General features: G+C 39.8%; 15 protein-coding genes and 4 tRNA genes. 14 read left to right on the forward strand and 5 right to left on the reverse strand.

Annotation, left to right across the window (positions count from 1 at the left end):
* Positions 1 to 14 precede the first annotated feature (14 nt).
* The 5 genes from ACI3ES_RS00835 (at position 15) to ACI3ES_RS00855 (ending at position 4,377) form a co-directional block, all read left to right on the forward strand.
* Positions 15 to 1,520: a bifunctional UDP-sugar hydrolase/5'-nucleotidase gene (locus tag ACI3ES_RS00835; RefSeq protein WP_114667393.1), complete on the forward strand. Its 1,506-nt coding sequence runs from the start codon at positions 15 to 17 to the stop codon at positions 1,518 to 1,520.
* A 205-nt stretch (positions 1,521 to 1,725) separates the two neighbouring features.
* Entirely contained in the window at positions 1,726 to 2,322 is a 597-nt protein-coding gene (locus ACI3ES_RS00840; protein WP_080518875.1) for a LysM domain-containing protein, read from the forward strand.
* 212 nt (positions 2,323 to 2,534) lie between these two features.
* A complete protein-coding gene (locus ACI3ES_RS00845; protein WP_114667392.1) occupies positions 2,535 to 3,770 on the forward strand; it encodes an NADH-dependent flavin oxidoreductase in 1,236 nt (411 codons plus the stop codon).
* A 64-nt stretch (positions 3,771 to 3,834) separates the two neighbouring features.
* Positions 3,835 to 3,906 (forward strand) — tRNA-Glu (locus tag ACI3ES_RS00850).
* A 180-nt stretch (positions 3,907 to 4,086) separates the two neighbouring features.
* Positions 4,087 to 4,377 carry a bacteriocin immunity protein gene (locus tag ACI3ES_RS00855; protein ID WP_242029714.1) on the forward strand — a complete coding sequence of 97 codons (291 nt, stop codon included), beginning with the start codon at positions 4,087 to 4,089 and terminating at the stop codon, positions 4,375 to 4,377.
* A 106-nt stretch (positions 4,378 to 4,483) separates the two neighbouring features.
* On the opposite strand, the gene proC is transcribed toward ACI3ES_RS00855, so the two are convergent.
* The 3 genes from proC to ACI3ES_RS00870 all read right to left on the reverse strand — a co-directional run bounded on the left by proC (position 4,484) and on the right by ACI3ES_RS00870 (position 6,963).
* Entirely contained in the window at positions 4,484 to 5,251 is a 768-nt protein-coding gene (gene proC, locus ACI3ES_RS00860) for a pyrroline-5-carboxylate reductase (RefSeq protein WP_142511733.1), read from the reverse strand.
* A 60-nt stretch (positions 5,252 to 5,311) separates the two neighbouring features.
* Positions 5,312 to 6,715, reverse strand: coding sequence for a DHA2 family efflux MFS transporter permease subunit (locus ACI3ES_RS00865; RefSeq protein WP_114667390.1), 1,404 nt, complete (start codon positions 6,713 to 6,715; stop codon positions 5,312 to 5,314).
* 104 nt (positions 6,716 to 6,819) lie between these two features.
* Complete coding sequence (locus tag ACI3ES_RS00870; protein ID WP_181809862.1) at positions 6,820 to 6,963, reverse strand: hypothetical protein; 144 nt, start codon at positions 6,961 to 6,963, stop codon at positions 6,820 to 6,822.
* A gap of 90 nt (positions 6,964 to 7,053) precedes the next feature.
* On the opposite strand from ACI3ES_RS00870, the gene mutY reads away from it, so the two are divergent.
* From mutY to ACI3ES_RS00885, 3 genes are read left to right on the forward strand one after another with little or no spacing between them, the layout of a single operon-like run.
* Positions 7,054 to 8,088, forward strand: a complete 1,035-nt coding sequence (mutY, locus tag ACI3ES_RS00875; RefSeq protein WP_114667389.1) for an A/G-specific adenine glycosylase — start codon at positions 7,054 to 7,056, stop codon at positions 8,086 to 8,088.
* A complete protein-coding gene (locus ACI3ES_RS00880; RefSeq protein WP_004913941.1) occupies positions 8,066 to 9,169 on the forward strand; it encodes an AI-2E family transporter in 1,104 nt (367 codons plus the stop codon). Before mutY ends, ACI3ES_RS00880 begins: the two co-directional genes overlap by 23 nt.
* Positions 9,170 to 9,199: 30 nt before the next feature.
* On the forward strand, positions 9,200 to 9,574 hold the full coding sequence (locus tag ACI3ES_RS00885) for a DUF6508 domain-containing protein (RefSeq protein ID WP_004913942.1): 375 nt from the start codon (positions 9,200 to 9,202) through the stop codon (positions 9,572 to 9,574).
* 100 nt (positions 9,575 to 9,674) lie between these two features.
* Here ACI3ES_RS00885 and ACI3ES_RS00890 read toward each other — a convergent pair whose 3' ends face one another.
* Positions 9,675 to 10,025 carry a bacteriocin immunity protein gene (locus tag ACI3ES_RS00890; RefSeq protein WP_114667388.1) on the reverse strand — a complete coding sequence of 117 codons (351 nt, stop codon included), beginning with the start codon at positions 10,023 to 10,025 and terminating at the stop codon, positions 9,675 to 9,677.
* Positions 10,026 to 10,135: 110 nt separating this feature from the next.
* Between ACI3ES_RS00890 and ACI3ES_RS00895 the strand changes: the two genes are divergently transcribed.
* From ACI3ES_RS00895 to ACI3ES_RS00915, 5 genes are all read left to right on the forward strand, one after another.
* Positions 10,136 to 10,217: transfer RNA gene (locus ACI3ES_RS00895), tRNA-Leu, on the forward strand.
* A gap of 74 nt (positions 10,218 to 10,291) precedes the next feature.
* Positions 10,292 to 10,364, forward strand: a tRNA-Thr gene (locus ACI3ES_RS00900).
* Between the two features lie 434 nt (positions 10,365 to 10,798).
* Positions 10,799 to 12,415, forward strand: coding sequence for a peptide ABC transporter substrate-binding protein (locus tag ACI3ES_RS00905; RefSeq protein WP_142511731.1), 1,617 nt, complete (start codon positions 10,799 to 10,801; stop codon positions 12,413 to 12,415).
* Between the two features lie 20 nt (positions 12,416 to 12,435).
* Positions 12,436 to 13,653, forward strand: coding sequence for an amidohydrolase family protein (locus ACI3ES_RS00910; protein ID WP_114667385.1), 1,218 nt, complete (start codon positions 12,436 to 12,438; stop codon positions 13,651 to 13,653).
* Between the two features lie 179 nt (positions 13,654 to 13,832).
* Positions 13,833 to 13,906 (forward strand) — tRNA-Pro (locus tag ACI3ES_RS00915).
* Between the two features lie 54 nt (positions 13,907 to 13,960).
* Here the strand turns inward: ACI3ES_RS00915 and hflX are convergent.
* Positions 13,961 to 15,241, reverse strand: coding sequence for a GTPase HflX (gene hflX / locus ACI3ES_RS00920; protein ID WP_114667384.1), 1,281 nt, complete (start codon positions 15,239 to 15,241; stop codon positions 13,961 to 13,963).
* Between the two features lie 273 nt (positions 15,242 to 15,514).
* On the opposite strand from hflX, the gene trpS reads away from it, so the two are divergent.
* Positions 15,515 to 16,531: a tryptophan--tRNA ligase gene (gene trpS, locus ACI3ES_RS00925; protein WP_114667383.1), complete on the forward strand. Its 1,017-nt coding sequence runs from the start codon at positions 15,515 to 15,517 to the stop codon at positions 16,529 to 16,531.
* Positions 16,532 to 16,536 lie beyond the last annotated feature (5 nt).

Consider the following 16,536-nt stretch of genomic DNA (forward strand, 5'->3'; position numbering starts at 1 on the left):
AAAGAAGGAATTTAATGAAGCATTTCAAGTTATATTACACTTCGGATGTTCACGGTTACTTATGGCCAACTGACTACATTCAAAGCGGTTCACAACCACAAGGCCTTATCAATGTGGCCGCGAATTATCAAAAAGATGGCAATACACTAGTGATTGATGGTGGTGACATGTATCAAGGATCACCACTACTACAATACCTTAAGAAAAATAAAGACATTGACGCAGTATCAGACATGATGAATATGGCAGGATATGACTATGTTACGCTTGGTAATCATGACTTTAATGCGGGCTATGACGAACTCCAGAAACATTTGGCAAATCTGAATGCAACTGTGTTAGCTGAAAATGTTACAGATGAGAGTGGACAAACCTTATATCCTGCAGAAATTAAGACTCTAGCTGATGGCACAAAAGTTGGTTTAATTGGTTTAGTGACAGACTATATTAATATTTGGGAGAAACCAGAACATCTCGCAGGTATTAAAATTGAATCACCTTTGATTAAAGCGGCTCAAACTATCGCGCGTCTGCGCCAATCAGCTGATGTTGTAATAGGTATTTATCATGGTGGTTATGAGCGTGACTTGGATTCCGACAAGGTAATTAGTACAACATCTGAAAATATTGCTTGGCAACTCACCGCAGAACTTGATTTGGATATTTTATTGACAGCACATCAGCATGGTCAAGTGCCGGCCCAGTTAATTAACGACACATTAACGCTACAATTACCTAATCAAGCTAAGTTTTTCGCACAAATTGATGGCGAGCTAAGAGACGGGAAATGGTTATTCACTGCATCAACAAATGCTGCTGGCACGACTAGCCAACCTGACATGCTTAAAGCCTTGCAACCACTCAATGACAAAGTTGAAGCGTGGTTGGATCAGCCAATCGCTAATTTGACATCATCTGTTGCAGTTGCAGAACCGTTAACTTTGGCGCAATACGGTAATGATGTTTTGCGCTGGGTAGCAGCAGTACAACTGGCTGCTACCGGTGCGCAAATTACATTGCAAGGCTTAAACAACAACCCGTCAAGTTTGCCAAAACGGTTGACACTCAGATCAATTTTGCAAAATTACCCATTTGATAATACATTGGTCACGAAACGTATTTCTGGTGCTGATTTACGCGTTGGATTGGAGCATACAGCAAATTATTTTGTTATCGAAGATCAGAAACTAGCGGTTAACCCTGATTGGTTGAAACCAAAAGTGGAACATTATAACTACGACTTGGCGTTTGGTATTGATTATGAAATTGATGTCCGTAAGCCAATAGGACAACGTATTACAAAATTAAAGTATCAGGGCGAAGATATTCAAGATAGCGATTATTTTAGTGTTGCGATGAACAATTATCGTGCTGTCGGTGGTGGTGATTACAAAGCTTATGCTGATTCAGAGACGATTTATTCGGGTGATAAGGCTGTTCAAGATATGTTAGTCGCCTATTTTGAGAATCATAATCAGTTACCAGAGAAGCCACAATTACAGTTAAAAGTCCGATATTAATCCTTTATTGTAAATCTTAAGATTTTTATAAGACAATTAGTATGGTAAATGTATAATAAATAATAGTATGTAATGTTCCTGATATGAAACAGATGTTTGCTTATTATATTCAGCGACTAAACTAATACTCGTAAGTTAATTACATGACTTCATCAATTCGGATGTTGTCATCTTCGAACAGACAACTTAGGAGTACAAATACATAATGTTTAATATTAAGAAGACTTTGACCATCGCTGCTGGTGTTGCAGGTGCCTTTGCCTTTGGTGGTGCACATGCTAGTGCCGACACAACAACAGCCCCATCAGACTATGTTGTGCAATCTGGTGACACATTGAACAAATTGTCAGCAAAGTATGGTGTTTCAGTTGACACAATTGCGACTAATAACAACATTTCAAACGTTAACTTGATCGTTGTTGGTCAACATTTGTCATTTGCCACAGCAACTAAAGCGGCAGCAACGACTGCACAATCAACAACGACTGCAGCAGCAACGACAAGCACAACGACAACAACTACCACTACTACTTCATCTTCAGCAACAACGTCAACTTCAAGTGACAGCTCTAATTCTGCTGCATTGAATGCTTTGATTGCTCGTGAATCAGGTGGTAATGTTAACGCTACAAACGGTCAATATTATGGTATTGGTCAACTTTCAGCACAAGCCCGTGCCATCTACGGTGGTAACACAGCTGATTATAACGACCAATTGAATGCCATGAAGGCGTATATTGCAGCACGTTACGGTACAGCTGAAAATGCTTGGGCACACTCACAAGCAACTGGTTGGTATTAATTTTTTAATCAAACCATGATATCAAAACATCCTCAATTTGCGGGGATGTTTTTTTAGTTAAGAAAAGTTATGGTAATTAACCATAACTTTAATGTGCCAATTGTTTGTGTCACATCGAGTGGGCACTAGTAAAAATGATATTCACGGATGTACGTCGAATCTTGCCACTGGTCAACTCGTGACACAGTAACATATCGTGTTACAATATTGATATGCAAATAAATTACGATTTTTTAGACTCATATACATTTAAAAATAAGCAAATGACCGTGCGTAATCACGTCGTAATGGCTCCGACAACATTACGTGCGTCTTTTGAAGATGGTAGTGTAACTGATAATGAGTTGCGCTATTACCAAATGCGCAGCGGTGGTCCCGGAATCATTGTGAGTGAAGTTGCACATGTCAATAATTTAGGAAAAGGTTGGGAAGGTGGTATTTCCGCCGCTGATGACGACAAAATTGCGGGGCTATCACGTTTAGCCAGTGCAATACAATCAGGCGGTGCAAAAGCGATACTGCAATTATTTTCTGCTGGCCGGCAGACAACTACTGCGATATTGCGTGGGCATCAACCGGTATCTGCGTCAGCTGTTGCGTATCCACGTGGCGACTTTGAAACGCCACGCGCGTTAACCCATCAAGAAATTGCGCAAACAATTGATGACTTTGCTGCTGCAACAAAAAGAGCTATTTTGGCTGGGTTTGATGGTGTTGAACTTCATGGCGCGAATTTGTATTTGATGCAACAGTTCTTTTCACCTGACAGTAATCAACGTGATGACATTTGGGGTGGAACATTGGAGAAACGGATGCGTTTTGGTTTAGCGGTTACTGCTAAGGTCGCGCAAACCATCGAGCAGTATGCTGATCGGCCATTTTTACTCGGCTATCGTCAATCACCTGAAGAACCAATGACACCGGGGATTACATTGCAAGATTCGTTAGCTTTTGTCAACAAATTAATTGACTTGCCAGTTGATTATCTACATTTGTCATTGAAAGATGCCTTTCAAACACCGTTTAAAGATAAGAATGATCAGACAAAAATTGTTGATTATTATCGACAGGCACTACCAGACGACTTTCCACTGATGGTGGCTGGCTTAGTAAAACAGCCTATGCAAGTTGAAGAGCTGATGGATACTGGTGTGACTTTTGCGGCCATAGGGCGTGAATTGATTGTTGAACCCAACTGGGTGCAAAAGGTGAAGATGAATGATGAACGGGCAATTCGGTATGCCATTTCGCCATCAGATTTCGACTTGTTGGGTGTCCCCAAACCATTGGAACAATGGTTATTGACACGCTTTAAGAATGGATTACCGGTGACGACAGATCTGGAATTTGATCCGAACAAGCCTTGGCGTTATTACAAAAGTACACCGGTCAAAGTGCCAAAACGAATTGATCCAACAAAACTGATGACTTTGAAGAAAAAGGGTTGACGAGTATTTGAATTCTTGGTATACTAATATAGTTGTTTAGCGAGAGCGAACAACAACTGACCATGGCTCGTTGGTCAAGTGGCTAAGACGCTGCCCTTTCACGGCGGAATCGAGAGTTCGATTCTCTCACGAGCTACTAAAAGTCGCAACTTCGGTTGCGGCTTTTTGTGTGCTCTCAGACGTTTAATGCATTATTTTTTTTAAAATGAACTGTCGCTGATAAAAAGTAGTATGATATAAATAATCAATGCTAAAATGATAGGATGGCACGTCATGTAGCGTATGTTATCCATTAAGCAAAATCGGGGGAATAATAATGATGACATGGAAGACACCAGATAAAAATTGGTTGCTAGACAATTTGGTTGATTTAATTTTAGATGAAACCATTACGAGTGCTGAACGTGATATATTTGTTAGCAATAAAACCCAACTAGAAAAGAGTCAAAATGATCGCGCTGTGGCTGCGTCGCTCAAAAGAAGTTTATCGCGGCTTGCAGTCGAGCGACGGTTGACATCTGCATCGACAAAGTTTCTTGTCGAATTATCTCAGCGCTATATTGGTGCAAACGATATGGGCGGTCGTGATGTTTTGTTCAGTATTTGATTTAACAATTTTGATGAGATAGCTGCTTATCAGTCGCAACGTTGGTTGCGGCTTTTTTATTTTGATTGCTCACTAAAAAAGCACTTCATGATTGAAGTGCTAGTGATTAGGCGTGTTTATGATTGACGGTCGCTGAAATAGCTTTGGCAACAATATCATCAAATTGATTAGCTTCAAAATTATCTAGACCAGCGCGTGTGGAGCCACCCGGTGATGCAACGCTATTCATGAGTGTGACGGCGTCGCTGCCTGACTGATTTAGAGTGCTTGCAGAACCTAAAACAGTTTGCGTTGCAATACTTGCAGCTTGTTTTTCGTCCAAGCCATTATCAACACCTGCTTTGGTCAATGCGTCAATGAACTTGAAGACATAGGCAGGACCGGAACCGGCAATGGCAGAAAATATGGCGAACTGATCTTCCTCGAGTATGACACTGTTGCCTAACAAATGCCAAAAATGAGTAACACTTTTATTTTGTTCCGCGTCTATGTTGTCGGCAAAAGCGAGCGCTGTGTTACCTTGCCCAATAGCCGAATTGATGTTGGGTAAAGCGCGAACATTGAACGCATTTGGAATAGCTTGATTTAGATCAGAAATCGTGATTTGTGCTAACACAGAGACGACGATTTTATTAGTGAAATTAAGCGTAGCGCCAATGTCTGTTAACTGATTAGGTAAAAACGCTAATATGATGATGTCACTTTGGTTAATAACTGTTTGTGAATCAGCAGCATTGATGTGAAGTTTCTCTGCCAACGACTTGGCACGGTGTGGTGAAGACACGTAAATATCTGCTGGATCAACATTCGCGTGCAACAGTCCTTTCATCATCGCCGTCGCCATGTTGCCGGCACCAATAAACCCGTAGGTCATAACAATACCTCCAATTAATTAAGTTTATTTATATTATAACTGAAATAGTCGAAGCACTTGCTACTTTTTGGTGATAATTGGTTTGGGTTTAAGTAAACCAGTCATTGCTGCTGCAACAAGCATTAACAACGCAGCAGTTAAAAAAGTGATGTGGACGCCATGCAAATTGACAAGTAAACTACTAGCTTGTTGGTGGTGCAGCTGATAATTAGTGGCGCTTTTTGTCATAATTGTTACCAAGGCTGCCGTACCAAACGAAGCAGCCAACTGACGAATCGTTGTAAACATGGCCGAACCATCAGGGATGATGTTAAGAGGTAGTGCATTAAATGCTTCAGTTTGGATCGGCATCAGAACCAAGACTAGCCCCAGCTGCCGTACAAATTGTCCAATGACAGCGAACCAAAGTGGCGTTGTCAACGTTAATGAGGCAAGAATAAAAGTACCCACAGCGGTAATTAAGATACCGGTAAGGGTGAGATATTTGGCACCATAGCGATCATATAAGCGGCCACTCCATGGTGACAAAAAGGCTGTAACCAATGCCCCGGGGAATAAAACCAAACCAGAAATAAAGGCAGAAGCACCACGGACATTTTGCATATAAAGTGGTAACATTAACGCACCACCGTACATAGCCATCATCAAAACAATATTAATCAAAACAGCAACATTGAACTCTCGATGAGAAAAAACGCTCATGTTAAGCAATGGCGTTGACGTATGCAATTGATGAAGGATGAATAATGTTGTGACAACCAAGCCAATTACCACAAACCCCCAAACAGTAAAGTCATGCCACGGGGTACCGCCTGCATTTGAAAAGCCATAAAGTAACGATCCTAAACCAATACTTGATAGAATAACACCGAGCATATCGAACTTTAATCGTTTTGGTGTGCCAATGTTGTTTAAGAGAAAATATGCCAGAATAAAATTAGCAATAATGAGGGGTGCAACAATATAAAATAGAAAACGCCAATTCAGATTAGTTACGATAAATCCAGACAAGCTCGGTCCTAAGGCTGGCGCAAAGTTTAGCGCCAACCCAATCGTTCCCATTGCCGATCCACGACGATCAGGGGCAAATAAATTCATCACAACGACATTCATTAATGGTCCAAAAACACCGGCGCCCATTGCTTGAATCATACGACCCGTGATCAAAATTTCAAAGTTAGGCGCAAAGCCAGCTGTAATCGTTCCAATCGCAAATAGACCAACCGCTGTCAGATAAAGCGCACGTGTTGTTAGGCGTTGAATGAGGAAGGCAGTTAAAGGTACCATAATGCCATTGACTAACATATAACCATTGGTTAGCCACTGTCCTAATGCGGTTGAAATGTGAAATTCACGCATAATATCAGGTAGGGCAACGTTCATCAGTGTTTGATTTAAGAAGCCAAGGAAAGTACCAATCACTAAAATGATTAAAATTGTGCGATTTTTTTGAGATATATTCAAGTAATAACGTCCTTTCTTTTTGAAATTTTAGTTATCAAAGTGTTGCTGTTAAAAAAACAAACAAAAAACCAGTACGTATACTGGTTTTGTTTTTTAAGTCAAACTTACTTTGTCGAAGGTAATTCTTCTGACTTACCTTTGGCCCATTGTTGCAACTTTGCAATAGCAGCTTGACGTTGCTTCTTCGCAGCGCTGTGACTAACTTTGCGGGCACGGGCGAATGAGTTAAGAGGCTTCTTTAATGCCATGATAGTGCTCCTTTTTTTATCCAATGTTTTCCATACAAATAACTATTATACTGTAAAAAAATATCAATTACAAGTGCTACAATAGATATTATGGAAAAATGGTCTCAACAAACAATTGAATCTTTTCGAGAAACACTACTTCGTTGGTATGATGACGAGGGGCGTAAAACCTTACCTTGGCGGCAAAATCACGATCCTTACCGCGTAATGGTTTCAGAAATAATGTTACAGCAAACACAAGTTGCCACGGTAATCCCTTATTTTGAACGATTTATGCAGCAGTTACCAACAGTGAGCGCTTTAGCACAGGCACCTGAGGAAGTTGTGTTAAAATTATGGGAAGGACTTGGTTATTATTCGCGGGCGCGCAATTTACAAAAAGCAGCGCAGTATGTTGTTCGTGAATATGATGGTGAGTGGCCGACGACAAGTAAAGAGTTGCAGACTTTGCCGGGCGTTGGGCCATACACGGCTGCTGCGATTGCTTCAATCAGTTTTGGCGAAGTGGTACCAGCGGTTGATGGTAATCAATATCGTGTGTTTAGTCGTTTATTAAAGATTGATGCAGACATTGCACAGCCTAAGTCACGGCAAATATTTTATGATGCCATTTTGCCAATTGTTGATCCTAAACGACCGGGGGACTTTAATCAGGCAATTATGGACTTAGGTGCTAGCTATATGTCCGCTAAAAACGCTGACACGCAACATTCACCAGTCCAATCTTTTAATGCGGCCTATCGTGATGGTGTTGAAAGTCATTATCCGGTTAAAACACCCAAACCAAAACCAGTCAAGCAACTGTTTGTCGCTCATGTTTATGAGAAAAATGGCGCTCTACTTTTAGAACAAAGGCCAGAAACAGGATTGTTAGCTAATTTTTGGACGTTCCCACTAACACCAATTAATAGTGTGGAAGATATTCAAGGCAACATGCTCAATATTAAGCCCGTGGTTCATATTTTCACACATCGCCGTTGGGAAATTTGGTTGGTCAAATCGACACCGATTACGCCGGATTCACGGCAAAAATACTTTAATCAAGAAGAATTGGCAGCATTAAGTCTGCCAAAATTACAATATAAATTGCTGGAGAAATTAAATGTTTCCGAATCTGAAATATAAAAATTTGTTTTTTTGGACAATAGAATTATTAGCACTGTCGGCACTAATTTGGATTGTGTCACGGTTTGATTTTTTGATGCAGCCGATATCAGTTTTCATTTCAACGGTATTCGTTCCGTTAATTGTGGCCGGCTTTTTGTATTATGTCTTGAAACCAATCTTGACCTTACTTGAAAAAATCACCATTAAAAATCATAAAATGCCACATCAACTGGCAGTGATCATAACATTTGTGCTGTTTTTGACTGTGATTGGTGGGGCTTTAATATTGCTGGTGCCAACCTTGGTTCGTGAAATGACCAATTTGATCAATGCTTTGCCGGGATTTGCTAAGACGGTCCAATCTTATGTTAATGATACGTTGCAAAGTAAATGGTTTAACAGTTTGCATTTGTCGATTGATGTTGATGAGGTGAAAAGCGCTGTTGGAAAGTATGCAGCTTCGTTTTTGACTATTACGGCGGGGACGCTAGGCAATGTGATTTCAACAATCACGTCAGTGACCATTAATTTAGTGACAATACCGGTTGTTTTATTCTATATGTTAAGTGACGGTAATCGTCTCCTACCAGCTTTACAACGTCTTTTTCCCGATCGTTTTGCTGATAATGTCGCAGATTTGACAAATAAGATGGACCACACGATTGAAAAGTATATTTCTGGTCAAGCAATCGAGATGCTGTTTGTCGGGGTGGCAATGGCGATTGGCTACCTAATCATCGGTCAACCTTATGCTTGGCTTTTAGGGGTCATCGCCGGCATTACTAATATTGTTCCTTATGTAGGTCCCTGGATTGGTGTCATTCCTTCCTTAATAGTGGCAGGAACGCAATCTTGGAAGCAAATGATTTTGGTATTAGTGGTCATGACAGTTGTTCAGCAATTGGATGGCAACTTTATTTATCCAAATGTGATTGGTAAATCATTACAGATTCATCCGCTGACAATCATGATTTTACTGATGGTAGCGGGTAACTTGAAAGGTATCGTTGGCATGATTTTGGTGGTGCCAGTCTATGCTGTGCTCAGAACTGTCATCAAATTTGGCACACAAATGCGTGAACTTACTAAAAATAAGTGATATAATCATACCATAGAAAGAGGTATCGCAATGCAAGCATTTGATTTTGACAAAAATATTAGTATTTTACGGCAGGCAAAAGGGCAAGCAATTCCATGGCATGAGACGACATACCCGTCTTATACGGCTGATATTTTGACGTTTGCGCAAAGTTATTTTAAGTCGGATGAATATGATAGAAATTTTGATCGCACGTTGCGCCAACATCAATTTCATGAAGGTTTGGCAGAGGCAGATGTAGCCCAATTAGCGAATACGTCTCAGGATTATAGCTTAATAAGAGCAATTGTATCAGCGATTATTCGCGGTGAAAAATACACACCGGGGATGTGGCAAGCGTTGGTGCAAAATGGGATTTTACTTGATTTGTTAGTAAGAGAACGTGATTTAAAACAAAAAGCCTAATGATTGTGACTAAAATAGGACTATGAACATTAAAAGGATCGATACAGAAAATAGTGTATCGATTCTTTTTTGATGATGAAAGTGGCTAACTAATTACAATCTATCTATATGTGTCAGCGTAACTATAAAATTGTGATTTATCAGAAAAATCGGCCATATATTGGCCATTCAGACCAGCTTGTTGTCCGATCACGCCTAAATCAATAATCAGTTTTTCATCAGCTTTTGAAAAATGAAGTTTTTCAGACGAGGCCGTGATACGGATATAATTAACCATTCTGTTTATTAAAGCCTCTGGGTTTTTACTGGTGTCTATTTGTTTGTTAACTTGTAATAGAATATCAGTGATATCGCGAATACCTGGGACAATAAGCTTAGATTGTAGCGATAAGTATAATAATTCAATGTTGTGCTTTGCTTCGATTACTGTTGTAACGTTTCTTTTTGTCATTTGTTGTTTCTCCTCGCTACTTCTATGTTACGCTTATTTGTGATCAAAGGTAAATAAACGCTTGACGTATAATCATTTTTCCAGTAAAATTAAAGGGTTGTGTTAGATATGCGGGTGTGGCGGAACTGGCAGACGCGCTGGATTTAGGTTCCAGTGGAGAAATCCGTGCAGGTTCGATTCCTGTCACCCGTATAATATGGTCGCCGCCATATTATTATATTGAGGTATCTGGTATTATTTGATATAATACTTGAGTACTTTGATCTGCCGACCTAGCTCAGTTGATAGAGCACCTCACTAGTAATGAGGGGGTCGCCGGTTTGAGCCCGGCGGTCGGCATAATTTATGAAAGCTTTGAATGAGTAATTATTCAAAGCTTTTTTTGTTTAATAGGGTATACTTCTATCTGGACATCTAATCGGATTAAATATATTTTTAATGAAATTATATTGACGTTATTCTAATTAAATGTTAATATTAAAAACATGTTTATAAGAAGGAGCATCAGATTATGCAAAAAAATGTAGTAAAAAACTCCGAAAATAAGTCAGTTCTTATTCTCAACTCTCTCATTATTATTATTTAATGAGGCGGTTGATTATTTTCAGTCGCTATAAAAAAAGCGACTGGATTTGATTCTCATATTGATTATTAGTGTTTTGCTAAGTCAATCTAGTTGCAGGTATTCTAATGATTTTGACAAACTGTCAATCAAACTATTAGAGCCAACAATAGATTGGCTTTTTTATATTCTAAAATGGAGATAGAATTCAATGAAGAAGAGAACAGGTGTTATTGTAGGTGTGCTTGGGGTTGCTGTGGTAGCTGGGTTTATGTATTTTCCCGGTCAACACAACAAAAATAGTAAAAGTCAAACATTGCAGACGATGATGAAAGATGACGTTATCACAATGAGCCCCATTATGCTCACAGATATTTATTCTGCCCAAGCACAAACTCAAGTTTATGAAGGCTTGTATCGTTATAAAGGAAATCGCGTTGTCACAGGTAATGCTGTCAAAGTAGTAAAACCCACGCAAAATGGTACAGTATATACTTTTAAGATTCGTGACAATGCAAAGTGGTCAAATGGCGATAAAGTGACAGCACAAGACTTTGTTACTGCAATCCAAGCGATTGCTGATCCTAAAACAAAATCGCAAAATTCAGCTGACGCGATATCAATCATTAAAAATTATGACGATGTTCATGATGGTAAAATATCTCCCAACAAAATTGGTGCCGTAGCACTTGATGCTCACACATTGCGGATTACTTTGACACAAGCTACACCAGCTTTTGATAAGTTAGCTACTTCAATTATTCCGGTAAACACCAAAGACTATAAAAAATGGGGGACCAAGTATGGGACATCCTCAAAATATATGGTGACGAATGGTGCCTATCAGATGACAGGCTGGACAGGGACTAATTCAAGTTTTACATTTACTAAAAATGCCAAATATTGGGATGCGCAACAAGTTAAAATTGAAAAAGTTAAAGTACGTGTGATTAAAACACCGATGACCGCAGCTAATGAATTTAAGAACAAACATTTAGACATTGCACAAATATCTGATGACTATATTAAAACGTATAAGAATACAAAGTATTATCATGCAACACCACAGGCGGTTGTGCGTGGCATTTATTTTAATGAAACAAGCAATAAGACAAATAATTTACATTTACGTCAGGCTTTTGGTTATTTAATTGATCGAAATACGATTACCTCTAATATCATGAATGACGGTTCGATGCCACAATCGAACGCTGTACCAAAAGGCGTGATGTCAAATCCAACAACGGGAACTGACTTTACGACAGATGCAGGAACACAATTCAAAGTTAACAAAGAAAAGGCAAAAGAGGAGTGGAAAGCTTATTTAAAAGAGGTTGGAAAAACAAGTGAGACGTTTAACATGACGTTCGATGATGATTCCACTAGCAAGAAGGTTGGTGCATATATTCAATATGCAGCTGAGCACGAGTTTAAAGGGATAACCATCAATACAAAGTATGAACCTCACGCACAACTAGTTTCAGAAGTATTGAAGCAAGATTTTGACATGGCGAATGTTGGTTTAAGTGTTAGTGTACCAGATGCTGCCTATCCATTAGCTATTGGAAAATCTGGTTATGGTTTGAATTTCTCAAAAGTTAATGACACAGATTACGATGCCTATTTGGACAAGGCTGCCAAAGAAGCTAATAATCCTAAAGAACGTTATCAAACCTTACAAACTGCCAATAAATATTTCACTAAGACAAAAGCTTATATGGTGCCGATTTATCAGCCAGTAACAGCAAATGCTGTTACTGATAAAGTTGGTGGTTTTCAAGGAAATAGTTTCCACTCGCCAGCCTATCAAGATATGTACTGGAAATAAAATAGAAAAGGATATTTAAAATGACAACGACTAAATACTATAACTTTAATGGATTCAATGATAAAACAGGTGATTTTGAAACGAATAAGTATGTGATTGTTAACAATGAAACAGGGCGCTACGTTGAAGTTGGAAATGGCGCGGGACCTAGTGCGACCAAGAGCGTGGATTTTCAAGGGAAATATCTAATGCCAGGATTGATTAATGCTCATATTCATGTCGACTCTGATGTCTACAATGAATTTGGTAAACCAAATTTTGGTGTGAATAATGAACAGGAACATGTTAGAGCAGTTATGGCAGCTGCTCATAATATGAAAAATATGCTTCATCATGGCGTAACTGTGGTACGCAATGTTGGTACATCATGGATGACAGATATTGAGATGGCGCGTTTGCAACGTGAAGGTAGTATTGAGGGACCTATGATGGTGGCCAGTGGTGCTGCGTTTTCCATGACAGGAGGTCATGGTAGCGGTGGGGGTGGTATCGAAGTTGATGGGCCAGATGAAGTCCGCAAGTCTGTACGACAAGCAATGAAATCTGGTGCACAAATCATTAAATTCATGGTTACTGGTGGTGTTAGTGCTGGTGATTTTGAAAATCCAGATCAAGTACAATTAAATGAAGACGAAGTCCATGCTGGCGTCATCGAAGCACATAAAAAAGGTATCAAAGTAGCTGCACATGCTCAGGGTACAGAGGGAATTAAAATTGCCGTTCGTGCTGGTGTGGACTCGGTGGAACACGCATTTCATCTTGATGATGAGGCAGTTGAACTGATGAAAGAGCATGGGACATCAGTAGTGCCAACTATGATTGCTATGAAGCGAATTATTGATCGACCTAATGAGGTGCCATCATGGATGATTGAGCGTGCCACAACCCATTGGGAAGCACATCAAAAAAGTGTCGCAAAAGCTGCTGCTTCGGGCGTTAATATGGTTATGGGAACTGATTCTGGCACACCATTTAATGGTTTTGGCGATGAGAGTGCCGTTGAGATGGATATGATGGTTGAATTTGGTAAAATGACACCCCAAAATGTTTTACAATCAGCCACAATTAATGCGGCTAATATGATGGCTATTGAACAGGATTATGGTTCAATTTCGGTTGGAAAATTTGCTGATTTCATTGTCATGCAAGAAAATCCAGCGGAGAATATGAAAGCACTTCAGCAAGATAATAAATTTGTTTTTCAACACGGACATGCCGTTGTTTTTGAAGAATCATAAGATAATCCAAATTTTAAAACTATATTCTTTGTAGCGAACACGGGCAATTAAGTATTTGTATGAGGCAGAAGCATTACGCAAAGCAGGTTTGAATGTCTATCTACCAACAAAAGGTGAAACATTGGTGTATTAAAATTTGAATTGGCGCATTGATTGCGTTAAAATTATTCTCGTATCAACGGGATGTAGCTCAGCTTGGTAGAGCACCATGTTCGGGACGTGGGGGTCGTGAGTTCAAATCTCGTCATCCCGATGAACGAGAAACATTAAAAGGGCAGCAAACTATAATTGGTTTGCTGCCCTTTTTTTAAACGATATAATCTTTGAAAGTCTCGCGTTCATTAGTTGACAGCTCAACTGTTATCAGAGTGCCAGTATCATCATAATCTTCCTGTAAAAATGTGTGTTTTGCGGCGAGCTGAGCCTGAACGTTACCTTTGTCAAAAGGAATGTGCAAGTTGACGACTGCAACATCTTTGAACACATGTTGTTTGATGAGATCAATTAAGGCATCTTGGGAAGCAATATCTAAAGCAGAAATGGTAATTGCATTTTCACCAGTTACTTCTGGAAAAACGAGCTCAGTACGATCAGCTTTATTATAAACTGTGATAGTTGGACGACCGCTAACACCAATTTCTTGTAATGTTTTGTTAGTGGTTGTCATCATGTCTTGATAGTGAGGGTCAGAGACATCAACAACGTGTAGCAGTAAATCTGCGCTGGCCGCTTCTTGCAAAGTCGATTTAAAAGCAGCGACTAAGCTGTGAGGTAGTTTAGAGACAAAACCAACGGTATCACTGAGCAAAAATTGTTTTTTATCTGGTAATGTCAGTTGGCGGACGGTTGTGTTCAAAGTGGCAAAAAGCATATCTCTTTCAAAAACTTGTTTGCTATCGTCGTTATTAGCACCAACGCCAAAACGCGCCAACAGCCGGTTCATGAGTGTCGATTTACCCGCGTTAGTGTAGCCGACCAAGGCTACGCTTGGTAGATCGTTATTTTGGCGTTGTGCTGAACGTGTTGTCTCACCTTTCTCAAGGTCTGCTAATTCTTGACGAATATGAACCATTTGAGCTGTAATACGGCGACGAGATTGTTCGAGTTTGGTTTCTCCAGCGCCTCGTGACGTAAAGCCACCACCACCAGCACCAGTTTGCTGATCCAGCGTGATTGACATACTTGTACGTAATCTTGGTAACTGATATTGCAAACGCGCCAATTGAACCTGTAATTGGGCCACTTTAGTTTGCGCACGTTGCGCAAAAATATCTAAAATCAAACCAGTGCGGTCCACCACAGTCGCGTTGGTTGCTTTTTCCAAATTACGGATTTGCGAAGGTGTCAACTCGTCGTTAGCCACAATCATGTCGACCTCGTAAGTGGCTACTGCCGCGCTAATTTCCTCAACTTTGCCTTTACCAAAATAAGTGGCTGGATTCGGGCGTTCCAGTTTTTGGGTGAACGTCTCAACTGGGTCTAAGTTGTTTGCTTTTGCTAGGTTGCCTAATTCTTCTAATTCATAAGTTAAATTTGCCTGACTTGTTGTCAAGCCAACTAAAAATACTTTTCGGGGTGTTTCTTGCATCAAAAAATGCCTCCAATCAAACTACGAGACTGGGGCATTTAACGTGTTGACGAAAATTGCAGACCAATCTCAAGAAAAGCGCACCAAAACAGTTGCCTGTTTTTTGTCACTACATCTTAAAATTCGTTCAACAAGTTCCCGTACCTCTTTTTCTTAATAGTGATAGTGTATAAGTTTTTAAACCTAATGTCAAACTTAGACGATATTTCTTATCACGTGGTGTGTTTTTTCAAGTATAATGAAATAAGCTAATCAATTAAATCGAGGTTAAACATGGCAAAAGAAATTTATTTAACGGGTGATCGACCAACCGGCAAATTGCATATTGGGCATTATATTGGCTCACTGAAAAATCGTGTGGCAATGCAAGATTCTGGTGAATTTGATCCATTTATTATGATTGCTGACACACAAGCTTTTACAGACAACGCTCGTAATCCTGAAAAAATTCGCCGTTCGCTAACAGAAGTTGCATTGGATTATTTGGCAGTTGGTATTGATCCTACTAAATCAACGATTTTTGTACAATCTCAAATTACTGGGTTGCCAGAATTAACTGAATATTTTATGAATTTGGTCAGTGTGGCACGTCTGCAACGCAATCCGACTGTTAAATCAGAAATTCAACAAAAAGGTTTTGGAGAGGGTATTCCAGCGGGATTTTTGACTTATCCTGTGTCTCAAGCGGCCGATATTGCAATTTTCAGGGCCACAAAAGTGCCGGTTGGTGATGATCAAGAACCCATGATTGAACAGACACGCGAGCTAGTTCGTTCATTCAATAATGCTTACCAATCAGAAGTATTGGTTGAACCTGTCGGTGTCTTTCCACCGAAGGGGCAAGGACGTCTACCGGGCATTGATGGTAATGCTAAAATGTCAAAATCACTGAACAACGGTATTTATATTAGTGATGATGCAGACACATTAGCTAAAAAAGTCAAGTCGATGTACACTGACCCATTGCACATAAACATTGATGACCCCGGTCATGTTGAAGGTAATGTCGTCTTTACTTACTTGGATATTTTTGATCCTGATAAGCAACGTGTGCAGGCATTAAAAGAGCAATACACTGCTGGTGGCCTTGGCGACATGAAAATCAAAAAGCACTTGATTGAAGTGATGGAAGCTGAAATGGCACCTATTCGTCAACGACGTGAAACATTTGCCCAAGATATTCCATCTGTGATGGCTATGTTAAAGGCTGGCTCTGATCATGCTAATGAAGTAGCAGAGTCAACAATGAAAGATGTACGCCATGCAATGGGCATTGATTATTTCGACTAAAGAAA

Origin of the sequence: Leuconostoc falkenbergense (assembly GCF_045801155.1) — a bacterium.
Lineage (GTDB): Bacteria > Bacillota > Bacilli > Lactobacillales > Lactobacillaceae > Leuconostoc > Leuconostoc falkenbergense.

Coding starts and splice junctions, on each gene's coding strand:
- ACI3ES_RS00880 (WP_004913941.1), top strand. CDS start 8,066: ATGTTTCCGAATCTGAAATATAAAAATTTGTTTTTTTGGACAATAGAA.
- ACI3ES_RS00885 (WP_004913942.1), top strand. CDS start 9,200: ATGCAAGCATTTGATTTTGACAAAAATATTAGTATTTTACGGCAGGCA.
- trpS (WP_114667383.1), top strand. CDS start 15,515: ATGGCAAAAGAAATTTATTTAACGGGTGATCGACCAACCGGCAAATTG.
- ACI3ES_RS00890 (WP_114667388.1), bottom strand. CDS start 10,025: ATGACAAAAAGAAACGTTACAACAGTAATCGAAGCAAAGCACAACATT.
- proC (WP_142511733.1), bottom strand. CDS start 5,251: ATGACCTACGGGTTTATTGGTGCCGGCAACATGGCGACGGCGATGATG.
- hflX (WP_114667384.1), bottom strand. CDS start 15,241: ATGCAAGAAACACCCCGAAAAGTATTTTTAGTTGGCTTGACAACAAGT.
- ACI3ES_RS00910 (WP_114667385.1), top strand. CDS start 12,436: ATGACAACGACTAAATACTATAACTTTAATGGATTCAATGATAAAACA.
- ACI3ES_RS00905 (WP_142511731.1), top strand. CDS start 10,799: ATGAAGAAGAGAACAGGTGTTATTGTAGGTGTGCTTGGGGTTGCTGTG.
- ACI3ES_RS00870 (WP_181809862.1), bottom strand. CDS start 6,963: ATGGCATTAAAGAAGCCTCTTAACTCATTCGCCCGTGCCCGCAAAGTT.
- mutY (WP_114667389.1), top strand. CDS start 7,054: ATGGAAAAATGGTCTCAACAAACAATTGAATCTTTTCGAGAAACACTA.
- ACI3ES_RS00840 (WP_080518875.1), top strand. CDS start 1,726: ATGTTTAATATTAAGAAGACTTTGACCATCGCTGCTGGTGTTGCAGGT.
- ACI3ES_RS00835 (WP_114667393.1), top strand. CDS start 15: ATGAAGCATTTCAAGTTATATTACACTTCGGATGTTCACGGTTACTTA.
- ACI3ES_RS00845 (WP_114667392.1), top strand. CDS start 2,535: ATGCAAATAAATTACGATTTTTTAGACTCATATACATTTAAAAATAAG.
- ACI3ES_RS00855 (WP_242029714.1), top strand. CDS start 4,087: ATGATGACATGGAAGACACCAGATAAAAATTGGTTGCTAGACAATTTG.